Origin of the sequence: Pseudomonas sp. SAS7 (assembly GCF_052112345.1) — a bacterium.
Taxonomy (GTDB): domain Bacteria; phylum Pseudomonadota; class Gammaproteobacteria; order Pseudomonadales; family Pseudomonadaceae; genus Aquipseudomonas; species Aquipseudomonas putida_Q.
In genome coordinates this window covers 401785-425528 of sequence record NZ_JBEGGO010000001.1, presented here as the reverse complement: position 1 = coordinate 425528, position 23744 = coordinate 401785, and the positions used below count along the sequence as shown (strand labels likewise).

Here is a 23744-nt window from a genome sequence, read left to right as displayed (position 1 = left end):
GCTACAGCCCTTTATTTACAGGGGCTCCAGCCATTAGCAAGTGGGTGTGTGATTAAAGGCCTGCTGGTCGGCGGGCAGGCGAGTGCTGCCGGGTTGCTGCTGTAGCAGCAATCGGTTGCTGGAAATTTTAATATTCCCAATTCGAATATCTAAATATTAATTAATAATTTTTTGATCTAATTTGTTTCATGCACTATGGGCCTGCGCGTCAACTGCCAGGAATGCCCCTATGTCGCTGATCACCCACCCTAATGCCCGCGAGCTGACCAAGTCGGTACGTGCCACCGTGCTCGTGTTCAAGGACCCGCGCTCCCAGGAACTGCTCAGCCGCATCGAGCGCCTGGCGCCCAGCGAGGCCAATACCCTGATCATCGGCGAAACCGGCACTGGCAAGGAGCTGGTTGCCCGTCATATCCACCACCTCAGCCGCCGTGGGCGTGAGCCATTCGTGGCTGTGAACTGCGGTGCCTTTGCCGAAACCCTGGTGGAGAGCGAGCTGTTCGGCCACGAGAAAGGCGCGTTTACAGGCGCCACCAGCAACAAGGCCGGCTGGTTCGAGGCGGCCAATGGCGGCACGTTGTTCCTCGATGAAATCGGCGACCTGCCGCTGAACATGCAGGTGAAGTTGCTGCGGGTGTTGCAGGAGCGTGAAGTGGTGCGCCTAGGCTCACGTACGCCTATCCCGATCAACGTGCGCCTGGTGGCGGCGACCAACGTCAACCTGGCCGATGCGGTGGTGGCGGGGCACTTTCGTGAAGACCTGTTCTACCGCCTGCATGTGGCGACGATTCGCTTGCCGCCGCTGCGCGAGCGGCCGGGGGACATCCTGCCGCTGGCGGAATTTTTCATCGAAGAGCATTGCCGACGCCTGGGTTACGAGCGTGCTTCGTTGAGCCCGGATGCCGAGCGCAAATTGCTGGCGCATAGTTGGCCGGGCAACATCCGCGAGCTGGAAAATGCCATTCACCATGCGTTGCTGGTGTGCCGGTATCAGGTGGTGGCGCCGGCGGACCTGCACCTGGTCGATATGCGGCCACAGGTGGCGGCGCCTGCGGCCCATGCGTACTTGCCTGCAGCTAGCGCAGCACCACCTGACCTGGAAAGCGCGTTGCTGGCGTTGTTCGAGCAGAACGTGCCGAATTTGTATGAGCACATCGAGGAGACGGTGTTCAGGGCGGCGTATCGGTATTGCCACGGCAACCAGTTGCAGACAGGGCGGTTGCTTAACATCAGCCGCAACATCGTGCGGGCGCGGCTGGAGAAGATTGGCGAACTGACAAAAGCGTAAGGGGCGCGGCCCCCCCTGTAGGAGCAGCCTTGTGCTGCGAAGAGGCCGGTACGGATCATACTGTTATGTGATCTTTACCGGCCTCTTCGCAGCACAAGGCTGCTCCTACCGGGCCTGTGTTTGCCTTGAAATACAGGTCAGGTGGGACCGCGTAGCCAGCAGCCGAGGTTTATTTGATGAAGCGCACCTGGCTGTTGATCTTTTCGATCACTGCCCCTTTACGCTCGTTGAAGCGTGCCTTGTTCTGCTCGAACAGGTTGTTGCCCTTGGTATCGATGGAGATGATCAGCGGCCCGAACTCGCGAACACGGTTCACCCACAGCGTCTCCGGCATGCCCAGGTCCTGCCACTCCGCACGCTCGATCTCTTCCACCTGGGTTGCAGCCAGCACTGCACAACCGCCCGGGAACACCGCATGCACCGCCTTGTTTTCCAGGCAGCCGGTGGTGGTTTCAGGCCCCATGCCACCTTTGCCGACAATCAGCTTCACACCGGTCTGCTCGATGAACTGCTTCTCGAACTTTTCCATGCGCATGCTGGTGGTCGGGCCGATGGAAACCATCTCGAAGCTGCCATCGTCTTTCTTCCTGACGATGGGGCCGGCGTGGAAAATTGCGCCGCCACGCAGGTCAACCGGCAGTTCGCGGCCCAGTTCGATGAGGCGCCGGTGTGCCACGTCACGGCAGGTCACCAGTTGGCCGGTTAGGTAGACGACATCACCGACGTTGAGGTTGGCCAGGTCTTCGTCGCTGATCGGTGTGCTCAGGATCTTTTTCACAGTACTACCCCTTCGTGCGAGAGGATGTCGTAGGTCAGGTCGGCGTTGATGCGGATCTTGCCGCGGCGGTGCGCCCAGCAGCCGGTGGAGACTGCCACGCCGATGGTGGAGGGGTGGCGGGCCGAGGACTCGATGTTCACGCCCATTACGCTGCTATTGCCGGTGAGCCCCTGCGGGCCGATGCCGATTTCGTTCAGGCCGTCCTCCAGCAGCTTTTCCATCATTGCCGCGCTTTCGTTGGGGTGGCTGGAGTCCACCTCGCGCAGGATGGCCTTCTTCGAAAGGCGTGCTGCAGTTTCCACCGAAGTCGAAACCCCGACCCCCACCAGCAGCGGCGGGCAGGCGTTGACACCGCGAGAGGTGATCACATCGAAGACGAACTCGGTCACCCCTTCATAGCCTTGCCCCGGCATCAGCACCTTGGCCGAACCTGGCAAGGTGCAGCCGCCACCGGCCATGTACACATCGACGATGGCGTAGTCGGCATCGGGGATGATTTCCCAGTCCAGCCACGGGATTTTCGAGCCCGTGTTGGTGCCGGTGTTCTTCTCGATGAAGGTTTCCACTGCGTTGTGGCGCAACGGCCCCTGGATGGTGGCTTCTTTGGTGGCGTTTTCGAGGATGCTTTCCATCTCACCCAGCAGCGGGAAGCGCGCGCCGGCCGCGACGAAGTACTGGATCACGCCGGTGTCCTGGCAGCTGGGCCGGTTGAGCTTGTCGGCGTACTCCTGGTTGTCGGCCATCGAGTCGTACACGGCGATGGCCAGCGGGTTGGTTTCGGCGGCGCGTAACTTGGCGGTCTTTTCCTTCACGTCTTTGGGCAGGCGTTTGCCGATATAGGCGGTGAACTTGGCCATCACGTCGGTAAGCGATGACACGGCGGTTTCTTTGTCCATGATTATTTCCTCACTGCATCACAAGGCGGGTTCTTTTTGCTGTTATCGATAGGTCAGGGTGTGGGTGTGCCGGCCTCCAGTTGTGCAAGGGCAGGGCGGGTCTCGGTGGGTTGTGGTTCTGCCGGTAGCTGGCCGTCCAGGGCCTGGGCCATGCGTTGCTTGTCCAGTGCACCGACCCAGTTGGCGATAGCCACGGTGCCGACGGCATTGCCAATGGTGTTGGTGATGGCGCGGGCTTCGGACATGAAGCGGTCCACGCCCAGCAGCAGCACCATGCCGGCCACTGGAATGTTGTCCATGGTCGCCAGGGTTGCGGCCAGGGTGATGAAGCCCGAACCGGTCACCCCGGCGGAGCCCTTGGAGGTGAGCAGCAGCACGCCGAGCACCAGCAGTTGGTCCATCAGGGTCAACGGGGTGTTGGTGGCCTGGGCGATGAAGATGGCGGCCATGGTGTAGTAGATGCACTGGCCATCCGGGTTGAAGGTAAGGCCCGAGGGGATCACCAGGCCCACCACCGGTTTGGACACGCCGACCTTTTCCAGCTTGTTCATCAACTGCGGCACCACCGACTCGGACGAGCTGGTGCCCAGTACCGTGAACAGCTCTTCCTTCAGGTACTTGAGGAACTTCCACAGGTTGAAGCCGGACAACCGGGCAATGGTGCCCAGCACGATCACCACGAAGAGGAAGCAGGTCAGGTACATGGTTGCCATCAGCTTGCCCAGCGACACGATGGAGCCCAGGCCGTATTTGCCGACGGTGAAGGCCATGGCGCCGCAGGCGGCCAGCGGGGCTACACGCATGATCATGCCGACGATGAAGAACATGCCGTGGGAGAACGCCTCCAGCACATCCACCATGGGCTTGCCGCGAGGGCCGAGGTGCGAGAGGGCGATGCCGAACAGGGTGCTGAACAGCAGGATCGGCAGGATCTCGTTTTTGGCGAAGGCGTCGGTCACGCTGCCGGGTATCACATGCAGCATGAAGTCGATGAAGCCGCCGCTGTTGCCGGCTGCGGCAGCCGTGTAGGTCGAGATGCTCTTGGCGTCGAGGGTGGCAGGGTCGACGTTCATGCCCTGGCCGGGCTGTACGATGTTGACCACCACCAACCCCAGTACCAGGGCGAAGGTGGACAGCACTTCGAAGTAGATCAGCGCACGCACACCCACGCGGCCGAGTTCCTTCATGTTTTCCATCTTGGCGATGCCCAGCACCACGGTGGCGAAGATGATGGGGGCGAAGACCATCTTGATCAGTTTGATGAAGGCGTCGCCGATGGGCTTCAAGTCTGCGCCCACCTGGGGCCAGAACACCCCGATCAGCACCCCGAGGGTTACGCCGATCAATACCTGTACGTAAAGCTTGCCGAACAATCGCTTGGCCATTGCCGTCTCCGAATTATTGTTGTGAGTCGGATTTATCTGGCGGCCGGGCTGATCGTGGGGTGCAGGTCACACCTGGCCTTGGCGGCCGAAAAGCCCAGCTTCTTTGTGGTTAATCACGCAGGGCAAAAGGTAATGGTTTTTCCAAAATGCTGTAATACAATGAAATTCAACTCATTGTTTCCCTCAGGTTAATTATGAATCCGGTATCGGAGCTGGCGTTCTTCACCCAGCTGATCAGGGTGGGCAGCCTGGCGGGCACCGCGCGCGAACTGAACCTGACGCCGCCCGCAGTCTCCAAGCGCCTGGCGCAGCTGGAGCAGCGCCTGGGTGTGCGCCTGCTTAACCGCACAACACGCAGCATCAGCCTTACCGCCGAGGGCGAGACCTACCTGGTGAATGCCCGGCGGATACTGGGTGAGATCGAGGAAATGGAGCGCCAGGTGTCCAGCAGCCGTGCCGAGCCCAAGGGCTTGCTCCGGGTCAATGCACCGCTGGGTTTTGGTCGTACGCATGTGGGGCCAGCGGTGTCGTCGTTTGCCAAACGCTACCCCGAGGTGGAGGTGCAGTTGCACCTGACTGACCGCCCGATCGCCCTGCCGAACGACGCTATCGATGTGGCCATCCGCTTTGGTGAGCTGCCTGATTCGCGTCTGATCGCCCGCAAGATCGCTGCCAACCGCCGCCGGTTGTGCGCGGCGCCCGGTTACCTGGAGGCCCGCGGCACCCCAGAAGCGCCAAAAGACCTGGCCAGCCACAACTGCATCGTGTTGCGCCAGAACGATGCCGCGTTCGGCATCTGGCGGCTCAGCCGCGGCAAGCAGAGCGAGTCGGTAAAAGTACGTGGCAGCCTGAGCACCAATGATGGCGAAGTTGCCCTGAACTGGGCTCTCGATGGGCAAGGCATCCTGATGCGGGCCGAGTGGAACTTGGCCGACCACCTGCGCAGCGGGCGTTTGGTGGAAGTGCTGGGCGATTACCAGACGCCGCCTGCGGATATCTATGCCGTGTACCTGGAGCGCCTGAACCTGTCGGCCAAGGTGTCGTGTTTTGTCGAGCACTTGAGGACGTTCTTCCGCCAGGACGACAGCCAGGCGGCGTGGCAGCTGCGCCATTTCCCAAGGCAAGCACAGGACCTGTAGGAGCAGCGTTGTGCTGCGAAGAGGCCGCCAGGGCTGAAGATCATCTTCGGCGGCAATGGCCTCTTCGCCGCACAAGGCTGCTCCTACCGCGAGCTGCATAGGCCAGGGATGATGTCCATGGGAGGGGCACAGTAACAGCGTGCCATTGTTAAGGATATAAATAGAGCTGATAGCAGATCTAAAGCAATGCGAATTGCTCGATATCGCGGGTAAGTGGAACCTATGCAGAACATCCACCACCTGAAAAATAAAAAACCACGACTATCTCGACTGTAGCCGCACTGCAAATTGGCTCTCACCCTGACGGCAAACAACAAACGCTGGAAACAATCCTGACTTATGAAGACGAAATAAAGCGCGCTGGCGCGCAATTGGTCGTCATGCCGGAAGCCTTGCTCGGCGGTTATCCGAAAGGTGAAATATTCGGCACTTACATGGGCTATCGCCTGCCTCAAGGCCGCGAAGCTTTCCAGCGCTATTTCGACAATGCCATTGATGTACCGGGCGCTGAAACTGCCGAGCTGGCAGCCTTGGCACAACGCACCGGTGCACTTCTGGTGGTCGGCGTGATCGAGCGTGCGGGCAGTTCGCTGTTCTGCTCGGCCTTGTTCTTCTCGCCGGAACAGGGGCTGGTCGGCAACCACCGCAAACTGATGCCAACCGGCAGTGAGCGGCTGATCTGGGGGCAGGGCGACGGCTCTACACTGCCGGTGATCGACACCCCGGTCGGCAAGATCGGTGCTGCCATCTGCTGGGAAAACCACATGCCGCTGCTACGCACGGCCATGTATGCCAAAGGCATCGAGGTGTGGTGTGCACCGACTGTGGACGAGCGCGACAACTGGCAGGTTTCCATGCGCCATATCGCTCACGAGGGGCGCTGCTTCCTGGTCAGTGCCTGCCAGTTCCAGCCCTCACCGCGCGACCTTGGGGTGAGCCTGCCGCATTGGGACGATGACCGCCTGCTGATGCAGGGCAACAGCGTGATCATCGGCCCCATGGGCGAGGTGATTGCCGGCCCGCTGAAAAACGGCCCGGGCTTGCTGGTGGCGCAGATTGATTCGGCCGAGCTGGTCAAGGCGCGTTACGACTTCGATGTGGTTGGCCACTACTCGCGGCCCGACGTATTCACCCTGATCGTCGATGAACGGGCCAAGGCCTCCGTCAAGTTCCAGCAGTGACCTGAACACGCGACACCGTTGAATCGGCCCCTGCCTGGCGTCGCGCTGCCGCCCGGCAGGGGCCGATTCACGTTTCTGTGCATTACGCAGCCCTGCACCAATAAAAAAACATCCGAGGCTTTTCAGAAATGAACAACGATTCGCGCCTGTTGTACCGCAAGATCGCCTGGAAGATCTTGCCCTTGCTGTTTGTCAGTTACATCGTTTCTTACCTGGACCGTGTGAACATCGGCTTTGCGGCGTTGCGCATGCAACAGGACCTGGGTTTCAGTGATGCTGTATATGGGCTGGGCGCAGGTATCTTCTTTATTGGTTATGTATTGTTTGAAGTGCCCAGCAACTTGTTGCTGACGCGTATCGGTGCACGCAGGACGATCATGCGCATCATGATTGCCTGGGGCCTGGTGTCGTCCAGCATGATGTTCGTCCAGACCCCACAGCAGTTCTATATCGCCCGCTTCCTGTTGGGTGTGTTCGAGGCCGGGTTCTTCCCTGGCATCATCCTTTACCTGACCTTCTGGTTCCCGGCACGCCTGCGCGGCAGTGTGATCGCTGTGTTCATGTCTGCCATCGCCATCGCCGGGGTGCTGGGCGGGCCGTTATCCGGCTGGATCATCGGGGCCATGGATGGCGTGCATGGCCTGCATGGCTGGCAGTGGATGTTCCTGCTTGAAGGGTCGCCGGCGATTGTCCTGGGTATCCTGGCGGCCTTGCTGCTGATCGACAGGCCCGAAGACGCCAAATGGCTAAGTGCCGAGGAACGCGCGCGCATTGCCCAGGAGGTCGAAGCGCCCGTTGCCGGCAGCAGCCACAGGCTGGGTGCGGTGCTGCGCGACCCGCGGGTCTATGCCCTGGCACTGGTGTACTTTTCGGTGATGGCCGGGCTGTACATCCTGGGCTTCTGGCTGCCGGGCATGATCAAGGGCTATGGCGTGACAGACCCTTTGCACACCGGCCTGCTTACGGCCGTGCCGTACCTTGCCGGTGGTGTGGGGATGATTGTGATCGGCAGGCACTCCGATGCGGTGGGTGAGCGCCGCTGGTACCTGGCAAGCTGCATGGTACTGGCGGCCTGTGCCTTGGTTGCCTGTACCTGGGTGCCGGGGCAGTTGGTTCCTGGGCTGGTGACCTTGAGCGTGGCAGCGGTGGGGTTGTATGCCTCGATGCCATTGTTCTGGACCATCCCCACGCGCTACCTGGGTGGCCAGGTGGCCGCCGGGGGCATTGCCTTGATCAATTCGCTGGCCCTGTTCGGCGGCTTCACCAGCCCGACGGTGTTGGGGGCGGTGAAGGCCAGCACCGGCAGCCTCGACCTTGGCCTGTATGTGTTTGCCGGTGCGCTCACCCTGGGGGCAACGGTGCTGATCCTTGCCATACCGGCGCGGCTGATCGAGGGCACGGCCGTCACGACAGGCAGAACGACTGCTCAACCAGCTCGATGATCAAAGCCTTGACCGTTTGCAGTGTGCTGTCGTGCTTGCTGCCGACCCGCGTGCCGATCTCCAGGTCGTAGGAGGGGAGCGCTACCGGGCAAGGAAAGGTCTTGAGCGTCGACACCCGCTCCATGGCGCGTGCGGCGTGGGTAGGCACCGTGGTGATCAGCTCCGAGCCCACCAGCAGGAACGGCACGGCGGCAAAGTGTGAGGTAGAGGCACGAATGCTGCGCTTGTACCCGGCAGCATTCAGGCCTTCGTCGACGATGCCGACAAAACCACCCGATGACACCAGCAGGTGCGGCCGCTGGGCATAGTCCTCTGCACTGACCGGCGGGGTGTTGTGCGCATCGGCAATGCCCAGGTAATTGCCCCTGCCCAGGCGCTGCCGGGCAATCAGGGGTGAGGACAACCCACCTGCAGACACGGCGATATCCACCTGGTGGCGCATCAGCATGTCCTGCACCAGGCCGCTATGGGTTTGCCTGAACAGGATACGCAACCCGCCCAGGTGTTTGTCGACCAATGCCAGCAGGCCTTGCCCTAGGGCGATTTCGGCATCGTCCGAAAGCCCGACAGTGATGGTGCGGCCTTTGATGTCCTTGCCTGCCACCGACAGTGCCAAGGCTTGCCGGCAGCGGTTGAGTGCCTCGCCAATCAGTGGCGCCAGCTCGTTGGCCCGCACGGTAGGCCGCAGGCCTCGGCCGGTACGTTCGAACAGCGGGTCGGCGTAGACCTCCCGCAGGCGGGCGAGGGCGGCGCTGACGGCGGGTTGGGTGACGCCTAGGCGTAGTGCAGCGCGGCTGGCGCCACCTTCTTCGATCAACGCGACAAATACCCGAAGCAGGTTCAGGTCGACGCTATCGATATCAATATAATGCATATCAGATATCCTGATAGTTGATTGATTTATAGTATACGCACTCGCAGAATGCACCGACAAATAATTCAGGGGCGTACTTCAGGTGTGTTCTGAATGTATGAGTTGTGATGTGTTTCAGGTTGTGGAGTGTATGAAAGGTATTCGAGTTGTCGGCGGGTTGTTGGGGGCGTTAGTTGCACAGTTGCTAGTGCTGAATATAGGGTTGGCGCAGGCCGAAGATTATCTGCCAGCACCGGGTGTTGCTGCGCAATCGTGGTTGTTGATGGACCCTGAAAGCGGCGAAGTGCTGGCGCAGGGAAATGCCGACGCCCGGGTAGACCCGGCCAGCCTGGTGAAGATCATGACCAGTTACGTGCTGGGCCAGGCTCTGCAGGGTGGCACTGTCGACGGGAATGACCGAGTAACGATCGACACCGACGCTTCGGCGGCTGGCAACGCGCAGTTGCAGGGGTCGTCGTTGATGTTTCTGAAACCCGGTGACCGGGTGACGATTGATGATTTGAACAGGGGCATTGTCATTCAATCTGGCAATGATGCCTGTATCGCGGTGGCAGATTACCTGGCCGGCAGTGAACAGGCCTTTGTTGATGCCATGAATGAACAGGCCCGCCAACTGGGCATGCTCAATACCCAATTCAAGACCGTGCATGGTCTCGCCGCCGAAGGGCAATACAGCAGCGCGCGGGACATGGCGTTATTGAGCCGGGCACTGATTGAACAATTGCCGGCTGAATATGCCCTGTACAAGAAAAAGGCGTTTTCTTTCAACCAGGTGGTTCAGCGCAACCGCAACCGGCTGTTGTGGAGTACCAGCCTGGCTGTCGACGGTCTTAAGACCGGCAATTCCGCTGCGGGTGGCTACAGCCTGGTGACTTCGGCGGTGCTCGACGGGCGCCGGCTGATTGCCGTGGTGCTGGGCGCCGAGTCGGACCGGCTGAGGTTTCAGGAGAGTGAAAAGCTGCTCAAGTGGGGGTTTCGAGCATTTGAGACGGTTACCCCGATCAAGGCTGACGAAGTGTTTGTAAGCAAGCGTGTCTGGTTTGGTGATACGCACAGCGTAAAGCTCAATGCAGGCGCACACCCGGCCATCAGCGTGCCCTATGGGCAGGCCGCTGAAGTGAGCGTCAGTGCCATCCTCGACAGCCCCGAACTCCATGCGCCGTTGCAGGCGGGGCAGGTGGTGGGTGTGATCAATTTCCAGATCGGTTCCCGGCACATCGCGGAAAAGCCCCTGGTCGTGATGGAGACGGTCGACGAGGGCGGCTGGTTCAGCCGTGCCTGGGACTTTCTGCTGCTGAAGCTCTATCAGTGGCTGGGTGTGTGCCTGTTGTGCAACGGCGAGGGGGGCTTATGAACAGTTGCCTGCGTTACCTGCTGCCTGCCATGTGCATGCTCGCCACGGCAGCCTGCAGTACCGACCACGCTGCCAGCGAGCACCGTTTGTGGGTGACCGCGGACGAGGCCGATGCCTTCAATGAACGCGCGCTGCGCCTGCAGTCGGATGAGCGCGAAACGGCCGGGGGCCTGGTCGTGTACTTCGCCACGGAGAGCGCGGCCGTTACCGACCAGGACATCGCCAGGTTGGGGCAGGTAGCGGTCTTTCTGCTTGCCCACCCACAGGCCGAGGTGTTCATCGAAGGCCATACGGATGACGAGGGCTCGCCTGAGCAGAACGTGGTACTGGCCCAGGCTCGCGCCGATATGATCGCCTATTACCTGGTGAAATACGGGGCTTTGTACGATCAGCTGAACACGCGTGCCTACGGCGAGCGCTACCCGGCGCACGAGGGCAGTGGTGCAGAGACCATGCAATACAACCGGCGGGTGGTGGTGGAATGGAACAGCCACAGCGATGCGTTTGGCTATGACCCGCTTCAGTAATGGTGTGGTGCTGATGCAAGGCGTTTGCCTCGTGGTGCTGGCACTCTGCGCCAACCTTTCGAGTGCTGCCCCGCACGTGCCGGACGTGTTGCCTGAAGAAAGCCAGGCAGCAGCACCGGGCACGCAACTGGTGAAGCAGCTACAGCTGGCATTGTCGGAGCTGCGCTTGTATCAGGGTGAAATCGATGGGCTGATCGGAGCGGGTACACAGGAAGCACTTTACCTGCTGCAAATGGCGCATGAGCTGCCCCTCACTGGCAGCGTCAACCTGCCCACGCTGAACGTGCTTGGCATTGCGCCGCCGCACTGGATGCAGCACTGAACGGTTGTGAACCCAAGCCATGGCATTCGCTACAACAACTTCGCCGGGTTACCCGTGGCGCTTCAGGTTGGTCATTTTCCTGGTCCTGCTGTTGTCCTCGGTCCTGTGCTGGCGCATTGTCAGCCTGCAGGTGCTGGATAACCGCTTCCTGCGCCAGCAGGGAGATGCGCGCAGCCTGCGTTATCTGGACATTGCTGCCCCGCGCGGGCTGATAACCGACCGCAACGGCCAGCCGCTGGCGGTCAGCACGCCGGTGGTGACGCTGTGGGCCAATGGCCGGGAACTGGCCATGGAAAAGCCAAGCTGGCCGGCGCTCGCCGATGCATTGGGCATGCCACGCGACCGACTGAAAGCGTTGTTGCAGCGCAGCACCGGCAAAGCTTTCATCTACCTGCGCAGGCGCCTTGCCCCCGAACTGGCGCAGCATTTGTTGCAGGCGGTGCAACGCTTGCACGTCAAGGGTGTGTACAGCCTGGAGGAGCCGCGACGGTTTTACCCGGCCGGCTCAGTTGCCGCGCAACTGGTCGGCTTTACCGATATCGACGGCAACGGCAGCGAAGGCATTGAGCTGGCTTACGATGCCGTGTTGCGCGGTGAGCGCGGCAAGCAGCAGGTGCTGAAGGACCGGCGTGGTCATGTGATCGAGGACCTGGGTGTGAGCCTGCCGGCAAAACCGGGCCAAGCCCTGGCGTTGTCCCTGGACCTGCGGTTGCAATACCTGGCCAGTCGCGAACTGAAAAAGGGCATCGTGGACAACGGTGCCGAGGCGGGCAGCGTGGTGGTGCTGGATGTGCAGTCGGGCGAGCTGCTGGCCGTGGCCAACTACCCGACCTACAACCCGAACAACCGGGCGCATGTTAGCCCGGCGGCGATGCGTAACCGCGCGCTGGTGGACGTGTTCGAGCCCGCGTCGACACTCAAGCCGTTCTCCGTTGCCGCAGCCCTGCAAAGCGGCCGCTGGCAGGCCTCCGATAGCGTGCTGGTGCAAACCGGCAGCCTGAAGATTGGCCGCTTTACCATTCACGATGCGTCGCGCACGGCAGGCGAGCGGCTGGACATGACCGGCATCCTGGTGCGCTCCAGCAACGTTGCGATCAGCCAGGTGGCGTTCGATATCGGTGGCCAGACCATTCAAGACACCTTGCAAGGTGTAGGGCTGGGGCAGGCGAGTGGCTCGGGCTTTCCGGGGGAGCGTTCGGGGCTGCTGCCGCTCAGGCGGCAATGGCGGGCCACCGAGACAGCGACGCTGTCCTACGGTTATGGAGTGTCGGTCACGGCCGTGCAACTGGCCAGTGCCTACGCCACCCTTGTCAATGGCGGCAGGCGTGTACCGGTGTCGCTGCTCAAGGTGACGCAGCCACCAGCGACGGCTCAGGCCATTGCACCGCCAGTGGCGGATGCGCTCAAGCACATGCTGGTGCAGGTAGTCGAGGCGCCGAGAGGGATCTACCGGGCCAAAGTGGCCGGCTACCATGTGGGTGGCAAAAGCGGTACGGCGAGAAAAACTGCAGTTGAGGGCCATGGCTATCAGGGCAAGGCCTACAGGGCGATATTCGCCGGCTTTGCGCCCGCCAGCAGGCCCAGATTCGTGGTGGTGGTCATGCTCGACAACCCGTCGAAGCAGGGCTATTACGGCGGGTTGGTATCGGCGCCAGTCTTCAGCAGCGTGGTGGGGCAGGCCTTGCGCTTGTACGGTATTGCACCCGATAACCTTGACTTTACAGGGCCGTAAAGAAACGCCTGTACAGACTTTATTGAATCAAATACGATGCATTAGTATGTTTTTTGGATGATATGCATTGTATGCGGTGCATAAATGTATGGATGAATTGGGCAAATTGATCAAGAAGCTGCGTAAGGATGCCGGGCTTTCACAAGCCCAGCTCGCGCAGCGTCACGGCATGAGTCGTGCGACCATTTCTGGGATCGAGAACAACTCGATCCCAGAAGTCGGCATTCGCAAGGTTGCAGCGATCCTGGAGGGTTTGGGATACGAACTGACGGCCACGCCCAAGCGCCGGCGTAGAACACTCGATGAGCTAAAGGCCGGGGGTATCCATGATCAGTTCGAGTGATCGCTTGTACGTCGGCGCGGGCGACGCCACTGTCGGCACTCTGGGGCGCAGTAACGAAAATCCGCGTGACACGGTCTTCACTTACAACCCATCGGCTGGTGAGGCGCAAGCCGTCTCTCTGACCATGCCAACGCGCCTGGAGAGTTACAAGTGGGAGTATGGAATTCACCCCTTGTTCGAGATGAACCTTCCGGAAGGGCACCTCAAGGAAGAGCTGATGCGGCGGTTCAGCAAGTCGGTGCGCGGGTTTGATGACTTCGCCTTGTTAGGCATTGTTGGCCCTCACCAACTGGGTCGGATCAGCATCGCCCAGCATCTCGGTGACGAACCCGTGCCGGCCATGAAGCTGTCCAGCTTGCTGGTTCACGACGGTGCAAAAGACCTGTTTGCCGAGCTTTTGAGTACATACGCGGCCTATTCAGGCGTATCCGGTGTTCAGCCCAAGGTGCTGGTGCGCGATATCGATGCCAGCACCCCTGATGTAGACCGGATCACCCACCGCGGGGCCACACACCTGGTCAAGGCATTCAACGAATCAGATTTTCCTCAGTTGGCGGCCAACGAGTATTTCTGCATGCGTGCGGCGTTGCATTGCGGCCTGCAAGTACCTGAACTCCAGCTTAGTCAGCAGGGGAGGTTTCTGGTGGTTCAACGCTTTGACGTCGGCGATAACGCCTACCTGGGCTTTGAGGACATGTGCGTGCTTTCGGGGTGGGGCACTCGCAAGAAGTATGATGGCAGCTACCAAGGCTGCGCGCAGTTGATCAAGCTGTATGTCACACCTGGGCGGGTACCTCGTGCGCTGGAAGACTTTTTCATCATGGTCGCGTTGTGCGCCGGTATCCAGAACGGTGATGCACATTTGAAGAATTTCGGCCTGCTCTACGAGAACTGTGCCGAGCACGCCGACATCTGGCTGGCGCCTGCGTATGACTTGGTGACCACGACGGTGTACAACAGCCACGACATCATGGGGCTGTTGCTGGGCGGGTCGAAAGCGTGGCCCAAGCGCAAGATGCTGGTGCAATTCGGGCGCACCGCCTGCAACCTCACGCAAGCGCGCTGCGAGGAGTTGCTCAACCGAGTGGAAGTCGGCATGAACCGTGCGATGTCGGAGCTTTCAGATTATCGCGACAGCCATCCGGCCTTCGAGCCTGTCGGGGAGAGGATGGCCACTGCATGGGCCTTGGGGTTGAACAGAAGTATTGTGGCCTAGGCTCCTTTCGAACCCTGGTTCACGTTTCGCAAGCTGTGTTTCGAGTCAGTTGCGCAAAGCAATTGCGAAATCCGGTCAGACTCGGGTTAAATGAGAGTCATTATTAAAGACGCTCTGATCGGTTCTACCATGTCCTGTGCTGACCCTTCCCTGCAAAAAGCCGTGCACACGCTTTACGAGGACCACCATTCCTGGTTGTGCGGGTGGCTGCGCAGCAAGCTTGGGTGTATGGAGCATGCCGCCGACCTGGCCCAGGACACGTTCATGCGGGTGCTGACCCTGCGCAAGGCGGCAGAGCTGCAACAGCCACGGGCTTATCTGAGCAGTGTCGCCCGTAGCCTGATGATCGACATGTTCCGCCGGCGTGCCGTGGAGCAGGCCTACCTGGAAACCCTCGCGGCACGGCCCGAGCAGGTAGAGGTTTCACCCGAGGCGCGCCTGCTGATTATCGAGACCCTGCTGGAAATCGATCGGCTGCTCGATGGCCTGGGCACGCGTACCCGCGAGATCTTCCTCATGGCCCAGCTCGATGGCTTGAGCTATGTGGAAATCGCGCGGCGCCTGGATGTTTCGCTCACCACCGTCAAAAAACACGCCGTGCGGGCACTGACCCACTGCCTGATGCTGGCCGAGGCCTGAGCCATGGCGGGTGCTGAACCATTGGACCGCAACACACTGGAGGCTGCCGCACGCTGGTATGTGGAGCTGCGCTGCGAGGCGGATGACAGCACGCGAGCGGCGCATCAGCGCTGGTTGCTGAGCGACCCGCGACACTTGCAGGCCTGGGAGCGCCTGGCACGCTTGCAGGGCAAGCTGGCGCAGGTCTCACCCGGTATTGCACGGCCGACGTTAAGCAGTGCCAGGGCCAAGCGGCGTGAGGTACTCAAGGTATTGTCGGTGCTGCTGGTCGCGGGCGCGACAGGGGGTGTGGTGTTGCGTGATGGCGGCGTTGCGGGGTTGATGGCCGACGTGCGCACAGGCGTTGGCGAGCAGCGTTCGTTGCGGCTGGACGATGGCAGCCAGTTGCAACTGAACACCGACACCGCGGTTGATATCCGCTACGACGGCCAGTGGCGCGCACTTAAGTTGCTGAAAGGCGAGATCCTGGTGCAGACCGCATCGGATGCATTATCCCGCCCGTTCATCGTGCATACCGGCCAGGGGAGTGTCCGCGCACTGGGTACGCGTTTTATCGTGCGCTGCGACGACGACGTTACCCGGGTGTGCGTGCTGCAGCATGCGGTGCAAGTGCGCAGTGCACAGACCATGGCGGCTGTGCGGGTAGAGGCCGGGCAACAGTTGCAATTCAGCACCAAAAAGATGGGCAGCGTGACACCGCTAGCGGCGATGGCAGACGCCTGGTCCCGCGAGATGTTGATCGTGGATGACTGGCGCCTCGCTGATGTGGTGAGCGAATTGCAGCGGTATCGGCCCGGGTACCTGGGTTGTGATGAGGCCGTGGGCGGGTTGCGACTGTCCGGGGCGTTTCACTTGGGCGACATCGATATTGTCCTGGAAAACCTGACCACCACGCTGCCTGTGCGTATTCGTCGCTTCAGTCGGTACTGGACGCGCGTCGAGGCTGCATGAAGCCCATCGATTTTTTTTTCCTGAGGGGGTTATCGATTGTCGTTCTCGTTCGACTTGTAGGTAGACGCGCACCAAGCGCAATGAAAAAACTGCCGCAGGGCGAAAGGAAACCGCATGCTCGCTGTCAACGATTGCAACCGCATCCTATTGATCAACTCGACCAGGACCAAACTGGCGCGTACCGTGAATCGCGCATTGTTCAGCGTGGCGCTGGCGACCCCATTGGCAACGATAATGGTCGCCAGCCCTGCCATTGCCCAAAGCCAGGCTGAAGCTTCATTCGATATTGCCGCGGGCCCGCTGGCCACAGCGCTCACGCAATTTGCTTCGGCAGCCGGGGTGACGGTGTCATTCGAGCCGTCTTCGGTACAGGCGTTGAAGTCGCCCGGCCTGCGTGGCCGCTACAGCCCCGATGCCGGGCTGCGCCAGTTGCTGGCGGGTAACCGGTTGCAGGTGTTGAAGCAGGCCAATGGCAGCTACTCGCTGCTGCCCATGGTCGGTGACGATTCGACCCTGCAGCTTGATACCACCAGCGTGACCGGTGCCCCCGTGGAGTCTGCCTATGGGCCGGTGACTGGCTACGTTGCCAGCCGCAGTGCCACCGGCACCAAGACTGACACGCCCATCCTGGAGATCCCCCAGGCCATCAACGTGATCACCGCCGACCAGGTGCAAGCCCAAGGGGCGCGCAACCTGACCCAGGCGCTGCGCTATACCCCGGGCCTGGCTACCGGCGGTTTCACCGATCGCAACAGCATTGCCGACGAAATCACCAGCCGCGGTTTTACCCCGACCCCGCTGTACCTGGACGGCGCGTACCTGCCGTACGCCGGTAGCCTCGGGGGCGCACCTCAGATCGACCCCTACACGCTGGAGCGTATCGAAGTGCTCAAAGGCCCTTCTTCGGTGCTGTACGGGCAAAACCAGCCGGGCGGGCTGATCAACATGGTCTCCAAGCGCCCCACTCGCGAGCAGCGTAGCCAGGTGAAGCTTGGCGCCGGCAGCTACAACCGGGTCAACGGTGCCTTCGATACCAGCGGCCCGCTGGACGAGCAGAAGGCCTTTACCTATCGCCTGGTCGGCGTTGCCGACAAAGGTAACGAAATGGTCGCTCACACCCACAGCGAGCGCTTGTTGCTGGCGCCTAGCCTGACCTGGGCGCCAACCGAAGACACGTCCCTGACGCTGCTCGCCCAAGTCCAGCGTGATGATGGCGAGCCCGATTATCAGACGTTGCCGATGATCGGCTCGCTCAAGCGTGGCCCGACAGGCCAGCATATCGACCGGGACTTCTTTTCGGGGGACTCGCGGTACAACGATTACAAGCGCAACCAGTACATCTTTGGCTATGACTTCAGCCACCGTTTCAACGAAGACCTGGCCTGGCGCTCAACGGCGCGATACACCGATGTGCGCGACCGCTACAAGGGCTTCTACCTGCGCAGCTTTGTGACGGATGGCGATGTGGTCGACTACACCCGCGCCAACCGGGTCAAGCTTGACTGGCGCCAGCACAACATCGCCTACACCATCGATAACAATCTGGAGTACACCTTCGACACGGGCGCACTGCGGCACACCTTGCTGGCCGGTGCGGACTACCGTCACTTCTCGCGCAAGTACGATGGTTACAACGCCTACAACGTGTTGCCTGTCGACCTGTATGGCAAGAACAACTACCCCACCAGCAACGTGACGCCGGTGCTGGATACCCGTTGGGACAACACGCTGCGCCAGACCGGGGTGTACGTGCAGGACCAGATCAAGCTGGACAACTGGATCCTGACCGTAGGCGGGCGCCAGGACTGGGCGGAAGTCGACAACAAGGATCTGCTGGCGCACAGCATTGCCTCCCAGCGCGACACCAAGTTCACCGGGCGCATCGGCCTGACCTATGTCACCGAGTTTGGCCTGGCGCCGTATGTCAGCTATTCCCAGTCGTTCTTGCCAACCGTGGGCACGGCAGCACCCGAGCGCGGCGGCAAGGCGTTCGAGCCAAGTGAAGGTGAGCAATACGAGGTGGGGCTGAAGTACCAGCCAGTCGACGGCACCTTGTTCACCGCTTCGGTGTTCCAGGTGAAGCAGAAGAACATGCTGACCGGCGATACCGAGTATCCGCAGTACCAGACGCAAAATGGCGAGGTGCGCTCGCGTGGTGTGGAGCTGGAGCTCAAATCCAGCATCGAGAGTGTCGATGTACTGGCCGCTGCCACCTACATCGACTCGTTCTATACCAAAAGCACCTATGGCGACAAGGGCAACCGCAACGAGGCGCAGGCCCCGGTTTCTGCCACTCTGTGGGTGGATTACCACTTCACCCAGGCCACCCTCAATGGCCTGACCTTTGGCGCCGGGGCACGTTATACCGGCCGCAAACAGGGTAACTCGGCCAATACCTTCGAAGTACCGGCCTATGCCGTGTATGACGCCACTGTCAGTTACGACCTGGCCAAGCTCGACCCAAGCCTGCGCGGCCTGCAGGCCAGCGTAAACGTGCAGAACATCTTCGATCGCGAGTACGTATCGGACTGCAACTATGCGTTTGGCTGCTATTACGGACAGGAGCGGGTTGCGTCGGTGGAGATGACCTACGACTGGTGATCAAGCCCCCGTGCCACGCGGTATACTCCGCGCCATTTTGCCAATGGCGGGAGAACGCTATGCGCCAGGTTTTGCTCATCGTCGATGTACAGTCCACCTTCAGCCCGCCCGAGTGGCTGGTCGATGGCTTGCGGCGGTTGTCAGCGAACATTCCTACCATCGCCTCGGTCGAGTTGCACGACGAACAGGTCACCCCGTTCGAGCGGCAGCTCGGCTGGCACCCGGCGGCCGAGGACGAAAGCCTGGTCGAGGCCGACCAGGTGTTCATCAAGCATGGCTACGGGCAGAGCGCCGAAGCCATCGAGTACATCAGGCAACTGGGTGTGGAGCGGGTGCTGGTGTGTGGGCTGCAGACCGAAACCTGTGTGCTGGCCGCTGGCTTTGCCCTGTTCGATGCGGGGCTGACGCCCACCCTGGTGACAGACATGACGGTAGGGTCTTCGCTGGACCGGTCGGCCAAGCTGGGTATCGAACTGTGGCAGCATCACTTCCGCCATGTCACGACCTCGGCTGAAGTGCTGGCCGACCTGGCGGAGCACCGCTAGGCAACATTGTCACTTTGCCATCATGCAGCGCCAATGCGTATCATTGCCGATTGTTGTCCGCTGATCGAGAAGGATCTCCATGCTTAAAAAGCCATACCTGGCAGCTGTCCTGCTGCCTGTCACAATGCTCTGGGCGGGTCTTGCCCACGCCTTTACCGATGGTGTCGACCGTTCCATCACCCTGGAAAAGGTCGCGCAGACGTTCGTCGTGCAGAAGGACGGCAGCTTCCGTCTAGATGTCGACAGCGTCATGCTGATCAACGAAGAACGCGCCATCAAGACCAATGCCCAGCACCCGGTAAGCTACAACCGTTCGCTGGAGACGCTGGAGGTGGTCGAGGCCTACACGCAAAAGCCCGACGGCCGCAAAGTGCAGGTGGATGCCGCGCACATCAAGGAGCAGCAGGAGCAGGGCTCGGCGCAGGCGCCGATGTTCCAGGACTCGGTCAACAAGGTGGTCATCTTCCCCGAGGTTGCGGTGGGGGACCGGCTGGTGCTGCGTTATCAACGCAACCGCGCTACACCGCTTTTCCCTGGGCAGTTCGAAGACATCACCGTGCCGCAGTTCTACCCGGTGGGGCAGTTCTCGCTGACCTACGACCTGCCCCAGGGCATGCCGTTGCAGGCCGATGCCCGTGGTTTCAAGGCGTCGTCACCCGCCAGCGGGGAAGGGCGCACGGTGTATCGCTGGGACTATGTACCGGCGGCGCGGGCGCGGATCGAGACGGGGGCCGTGTCTTACCTGGACTACGGCCACTACCTGGCGGTTTCGACCTTCTCCGGCTTCAAGGACTTTGCCAAGGCCTATCAGGCCAGGGCCACTGTCGAGGTCACCCCACAGATCAGCGAACTGGCGAAGCGCCTGACGGCCGGTCTGCCAACCGCGCGGGAAAAAGCCCTGACCCTCAGTGACTGGGTACGCGAGAACATCCGCTATGTCGCGGTGTACGTTGGTGCTGGCGGGGTAGTACCGCATGCCGCGCAAACCGTACTGGACAACCGCTACGGGGACTGCAAGGACCATGTTGCGCTGCTGGAAGCGCTGCTGAGCGCGGCAGGCATCAAGAGCACCCCGGCGCTGGTGAACCAGGGCACTGCCTATGTGTTCCCCAAAGTGCCCACCTTGGGTGTGCTGAACCATGTGATCACCTATGTGCCGGGCCTGGACTTGTACCTGGACTCGACCGACCCTTCGATTGCTGCCGGTTACCTGCCCTTGACCGTGCTGAACAAGCGAGTGCTGCTGACTGCCACTGGCGAGTTTGGCAAAACCCCGGCCATGCAACTGAACCAGGTTTCCAGTGACTTGCTGTTCAAGGTCAAGGCCGATGGCGGTGCCGAATTTACCAATGTTTCGACGGTGAAGGGCTGGGCCAGCGAGATGAGCCGCTTCGGCTTGAAGTCGATGAAACCGGAAGACCGCGAAATGCTGGTCGAAAGGGTGCTGGCCGCCTATGGGCAGCGTGGCAGTGGTTCGTTCAAGGTCGAGCCGCCACCCGCCAACGGCGACTTTGTCAGCAATGTGAATGGGCACACGGAAAACCTGGTCAATCTGCCAGGGCCGGTTGGTGTGGCGACCCTTACCAGCCTGGCGGGCGGTATCTCGCAGAACGTGTACAGCTTCACCCTGGAGAAGGAACGCAGCCAGAGCTTCGTGTGCATTGGCAACGACACGGTGGAAACGTCGCGGTTCGAGTTCCCGGCCCAGGTCAATGTGTTGGCGATCCCCAAGCCTGTGCAGTTGCATGATGGCGATGTGGACTACAGTGCGCGCTACTCCCAGGAGGGCAACGCTGTGGTGGTGGAGCGGCGCTTCAAGTTCAGCCACCCGGATGTAGTCTGCTCGCCTGACGACTTCAGGGAGATGAAACCGGTGCTGGAGGCGATGATCCGCGACCTGCAAAGCCAGATCATCGTGCAGGCAGGCTAGTCTGGCAGTCCTGTGGGAGCGGGCTTGCCCCGCGAACACCGGCAAAGCCGGTGCCATGCAGCGCATAGCCCCCTTGGCGGGAAAAGCCCGCTCCCACAAATGGCTGGGCGTTGATTCAACGCCCTGTCAGAAGTCCCAGCGGGTCGTGACCATCAGGTTACGTGGTTCGCCGTAGTACGTGGTATCGAAGTTGCCCAGCCCGGTCAGGTAGACCTTGTCGAACACGTTGTTGGCATTGACCGTGAAGCTCAGGTGCTCGCTGTACTGATAGCGGGCCATCAGGTCCACCAGGGTGTAGCCGCCTTGCTTGATGCGGGTATAGTCGTTGGCGATCGGGCTGTAGATGTTGCCGTAGAAGCCGCTCTGCCAGCGCAGCCCACCGCCCACGGTCACCTGATCGAATGCGCCAGGCAGGCGGTAGGTGTTGAACAGCCGCACTACGTGCTCAGGCTTGGTGGTTGCCATCGGGAAGCCGAAAATCCGTTGGTCGTCGGCGTCGCGGGTACGGGCATAGGTGTAGCCTGCGGTGACGTTCCAGCCGGGCGCCAGTTCGCCGGCCAGTTCCAACTCGACGCCTTTGGTGGTGGCGCCGTCGATGGCCTTGTAGATGCCTTCGTTGGTCACCGGGTTGGTGCCGATATTGGAGGCGACGTTGTCTTGCTCGATGCGGAAGAACGCCAGGGTGCCGTTCAGCCTGCCGTCGAACCAGGCAGCCTTCAGCCCGGCTTCATAGCCATCGCCTTCGACGGGCGCGAGGGTGGCGCCGTTGATGTCCTTGTAAACCTGCGGCTGATAGATCGACGTGTAGCTGGCATACACCGAGTAGGTGTCGTCCAGGTCATAGACCACGCCCGCATAGGGGGTGACCACACCGTGTTCCTTGTAGCTTGCATGGGTATCGCTCAGCGACGACGTGGCGTAATAGTCCTGATCATCGTTGTACTTGAAGGTGCTGACCCGGGTGCCGAGGATGACCGAGAGCTTGTCGGTCGGTCTCAGGCGGGTGGCCACGTAGGCGCCATTCTGGCTTTGCGTGGTGGTGTAATCGCCGTTTTTCGGGAAGTTCTGCTCCGGCAGTTTACCGTTCCAGTCGAAGATGGAACCGGGCACCAGGGCGAACGCGCTGCTGTCGAAGGTGTCGCCGGTCTGCTTCGAATGCGAGGTCATGAAGCCTGCCACCAGGTCGTTCTCGCGGCCGAACAGGGTGAACGGGCCGGAGACATTCACGTCTGCTGTGTTCTGCACGCGGTGACCTTCCCAGCGCCCCCAGTACAGGAACATGCCCTCGCCGGTCGCCGGGTCCGGGTTGCCGCCGCTGGCAGACGCCAGGCGCGTGTCATGATCGCTGATCATGTGGTTGAGGCTGACTTTGACCTTCCAGTCGTTGGCCAGGGCCTGCTCCAGTGAGGTGAAGTAGGTGGTGGACTGGAAGTCGCGGCGGCTCCAGTCTGCCGCCGGGTTGTGCGAGCGCGAGAAGTCGGTGCGGCTGCCATCGGAAAAGTAAGTCGGGTTACCGGTCCACGACGAGCCACGCGGGGTCGTGGCCTGGTTGTCGATGCCGAAGGTGAGGAGGGTATCTGGCGTCAGGTCGGCTTCAAGAATGCCGTAGTAAACATCCTTTTTCTGCTTGTAGTGGTCCAGGTACGACTTGCGGTCCTGGTAGGCCCCCACCAGGCGGCCACGTACGCTACCGCTGTCGTTGAGCGAACCCGAAATATCACCTTCGGTACGGTAGTTGTCCCAGGACCCTGCGCTGGCGGTGATCGACGCCTTGAAGTCTTGAGTGGGCTTCTTGCGCACCAGGTTGACCGTCGCCGAGGGGTCGCCAGAGCCGGTCATCAGGCCGGTCGCACCCTTGATGACTTCGATGCGGTCGTAGGCGGCCATGTCGACGTGGGTCACGCCCTCATCGTAAACGCCGTCGTAGATGGTGTTGATGCCATCGTACTGGTAGTTGGTAATGGCAAACCCGCGTGCGGAGTACTCCATGCGTTCGCTGTCGTAAGCCTGGACCGAAACCCCGGGCGTGTTGCGCAGCACGTCGCCGATGTCTTGCGAGCCATGGTCGTCGATAACCTGCCGGGTGATTACGCTGACCGACTGCGGCGTTTCGCGCAGGGTCAGCGGCAGCTTGGTTGCGCTGGTAGAACCGCCGGTGGTGTAGGCGCCGGTACCCTCGGTGACGTTACCCAGCCCCAGGGCATCGACGCGGCTGGGGGCCAACTCCAGCGCATCGCCCTGGCCGGTGGTCAACAGCAGCGAATAGCGCCCGTCACTTTCCCGCGTGGCCTGTAGCCCGGTGCCACTGAGCAGAATCTGCAAGGCTTGGTCGACGTCATAGCGCCCCTCAAGCGCAGGCGAACGTTTACCTCGCGTCCAGTGGGTGTCGAAGGACAGCACGATGCCAGACTCGGCAGCGAACTGCGTCAGCGTTTCGCCAAGGTCGCCCTGCGGCAGGTGGTAGTCATGGGCTTGCGCGGCGCTGGCAGCGCCAGGCCCCGCGAGCAGTGCAGTCAGTAGCAGGCAGGTGCGCAGGCCTGGCGCAGTGAAAGGCCTGGTGTTGAAGCGGCAGGTCATCGTCGCGTTTCTCTGATAGGTAAA

Annotated in this window: 20 protein-coding genes; 15 read left to right on the top strand and 5 right to left on the bottom strand. The window is 61.1% G+C overall.

Translation table 11 applies throughout. The features are described 5' to 3' along the window. The first annotated feature begins 229 nt into the window (after nt 1-229). Nucleotides 230-1288, top strand: coding sequence for a sigma-54 interaction domain-containing protein (locus ABI582_RS01940; protein ID WP_338746907.1), 1059 nt, complete (start codon nt 230-232; stop codon nt 1286-1288). A gap of 169 nt (nt 1289-1457) precedes the next feature. On the opposite strand, the gene ttdB is transcribed toward ABI582_RS01940, so the two are convergent. The 3 genes from ttdB to ABI582_RS01925 are packed head-to-tail and all read right to left on the bottom strand — an operon-like array spanning nt 1458 to nt 4347. Beyond that, on the bottom strand, nt 1458-2066 hold the full coding sequence (gene ttdB, locus ABI582_RS01935) for a L(+)-tartrate dehydratase subunit beta (protein ID WP_003259286.1): 609 nt from the start codon (nt 2064-2066) through the stop codon (nt 1458-1460). Continuing rightward, complete coding sequence (gene ttdA / locus ABI582_RS01930; RefSeq protein ID WP_197898015.1) at nt 2063-2962, bottom strand: L(+)-tartrate dehydratase subunit alpha; 900 nt, start codon at nt 2960-2962, stop codon at nt 2063-2065. The genes ttdB and ttdA overlap by 4 nt, the downstream gene beginning before the upstream one ends. Before the next feature lie 53 nt (nt 2963-3015). Then, the gene (locus ABI582_RS01925; RefSeq protein ID WP_442118239.1) at nt 3016-4347 is read right to left on the bottom strand and encodes a dicarboxylate/amino acid:cation symporter; all 1332 of its coding nucleotides are present in this window, start codon (nt 4345-4347) and stop codon (nt 3016-3018) included. Nucleotides 4348-4541: 194 nt separating this feature from the next. Here ABI582_RS01925 and ABI582_RS01920 point away from each other — a divergent pair, with 194 nt between their 5' ends. From ABI582_RS01920 to ABI582_RS01910, 3 genes are all read left to right on the top strand, one after another. Beyond that, nucleotides 4542-5486: a LysR substrate-binding domain-containing protein gene (locus ABI582_RS01920; protein WP_442118238.1), complete on the top strand. Its 945-nt coding sequence runs from the start codon at nt 4542-4544 to the stop codon at nt 5484-5486. 263 nt (nt 5487-5749) lie between these two features. Next, nucleotides 5750-6667: a carbon-nitrogen hydrolase family protein gene (locus ABI582_RS01915; protein WP_442118428.1), complete on the top strand. Its 918-nt coding sequence runs from the start codon at nt 5750-5752 to the stop codon at nt 6665-6667. Nucleotides 6668-6795: 128 nt separating this feature from the next. Then, entirely contained in the window at nt 6796-8109 is a 1314-nt protein-coding gene (locus ABI582_RS01910; protein ID WP_442118237.1) for an MFS transporter, read from the top strand. Here the strand turns inward: ABI582_RS01910 and ABI582_RS01905 are convergent. Continuing rightward, nucleotides 8072-8983, bottom strand: a complete 912-nt coding sequence (locus ABI582_RS01905; RefSeq protein ID WP_442118236.1) for a LysR family transcriptional regulator — start codon at nt 8981-8983, stop codon at nt 8072-8074. The genes ABI582_RS01910 and ABI582_RS01905 overlap by 38 nt on opposite strands. 130 nt (nt 8984-9113) lie before the next feature. On the opposite strand from ABI582_RS01905, the gene ABI582_RS01900 reads away from it, so the two are divergent. The 11 genes from ABI582_RS01900 (at nt 9114) to ABI582_RS01850 (ending at nt 21143) form a co-directional block, all read left to right on the top strand. Further along, nucleotides 9114-10337, top strand: coding sequence for a serine hydrolase (locus tag ABI582_RS01900; RefSeq protein WP_442118235.1), 1224 nt, complete (start codon nt 9114-9116; stop codon nt 10335-10337). After that, nucleotides 10334-10864 carry an OmpA family protein gene (locus ABI582_RS01895; protein WP_442118234.1) on the top strand — a complete coding sequence of 177 codons (531 nt, stop codon included), beginning with the start codon at nt 10334-10336 and terminating at the stop codon, nt 10862-10864. The genes ABI582_RS01900 and ABI582_RS01895 overlap by 4 nt, the downstream gene beginning before the upstream one ends. Then, complete coding sequence (locus ABI582_RS01890; RefSeq protein ID WP_442118233.1) at nt 10848-11186, top strand: peptidoglycan-binding domain-containing protein; 339 nt, start codon at nt 10848-10850, stop codon at nt 11184-11186. The genes ABI582_RS01895 and ABI582_RS01890 overlap by 17 nt, the downstream gene beginning before the upstream one ends. A gap of 19 nt (nt 11187-11205) precedes the next feature. Continuing rightward, nucleotides 11206-12918 (top strand): peptidoglycan D,D-transpeptidase FtsI family protein, encoded by a 1713-nt coding sequence (locus ABI582_RS01885; protein WP_442118232.1) that lies wholly within the window; start codon nt 11206-11208, stop codon nt 12916-12918. An 88-nt stretch (nt 12919-13006) separates the two neighbouring features. After that, complete coding sequence (locus ABI582_RS01880) at nt 13007-13261, top strand: helix-turn-helix domain-containing protein (RefSeq protein ID WP_043196736.1); 255 nt, start codon at nt 13007-13009, stop codon at nt 13259-13261. Continuing rightward, nucleotides 13245-14477, top strand: coding sequence for a type II toxin-antitoxin system HipA family toxin (locus tag ABI582_RS01875; RefSeq protein WP_442118231.1), 1233 nt, complete (start codon nt 13245-13247; stop codon nt 14475-14477). Before ABI582_RS01880 ends, ABI582_RS01875 begins: the two co-directional genes overlap by 17 nt. A 129-nt stretch (nt 14478-14606) precedes the next feature. Next, entirely contained in the window at nt 14607-15116 is a 510-nt protein-coding gene (locus ABI582_RS01870; protein WP_338746911.1) for a sigma-70 family RNA polymerase sigma factor, read from the top strand. A gap of 3 nt (nt 15117-15119) precedes the next feature. Continuing rightward, nucleotides 15120-16067: a FecR domain-containing protein gene (locus ABI582_RS01865; protein ID WP_442118230.1), complete on the top strand. Its 948-nt coding sequence runs from the start codon at nt 15120-15122 to the stop codon at nt 16065-16067. A 114-nt stretch (nt 16068-16181) separates the two neighbouring features. Then, on the top strand, nt 16182-18668 hold the full coding sequence (locus ABI582_RS01860; RefSeq protein WP_442118229.1) for a TonB-dependent siderophore receptor: 2487 nt from the start codon (nt 16182-16184) through the stop codon (nt 18666-18668). A 59-nt stretch (nt 18669-18727) separates the two neighbouring features. Next, nucleotides 18728-19213 carry an isochorismatase family protein gene (locus ABI582_RS01855; RefSeq protein WP_442118228.1) on the top strand — a complete coding sequence of 162 codons (486 nt, stop codon included), beginning with the start codon at nt 18728-18730 and terminating at the stop codon, nt 19211-19213. Nucleotides 19214-19292: 79 nt separating this feature from the next. Beyond that, nucleotides 19293-21143, top strand: a complete 1851-nt coding sequence (locus tag ABI582_RS01850) for a DUF3857 domain-containing transglutaminase family protein (protein ID WP_442118227.1) — start codon at nt 19293-19295, stop codon at nt 21141-21143. Nucleotides 21144-21269: 126 nt separating this feature from the next. Here ABI582_RS01850 and ABI582_RS01845 read toward each other — a convergent pair whose 3' ends face one another. After that, on the bottom strand, nt 21270-23720 hold the full coding sequence (locus ABI582_RS01845) for a TonB-dependent siderophore receptor (RefSeq protein WP_442118226.1): 2451 nt from the start codon (nt 23718-23720) through the stop codon (nt 21270-21272). Between the last annotated feature and the right edge of the window lie 24 nt (nt 23721-23744).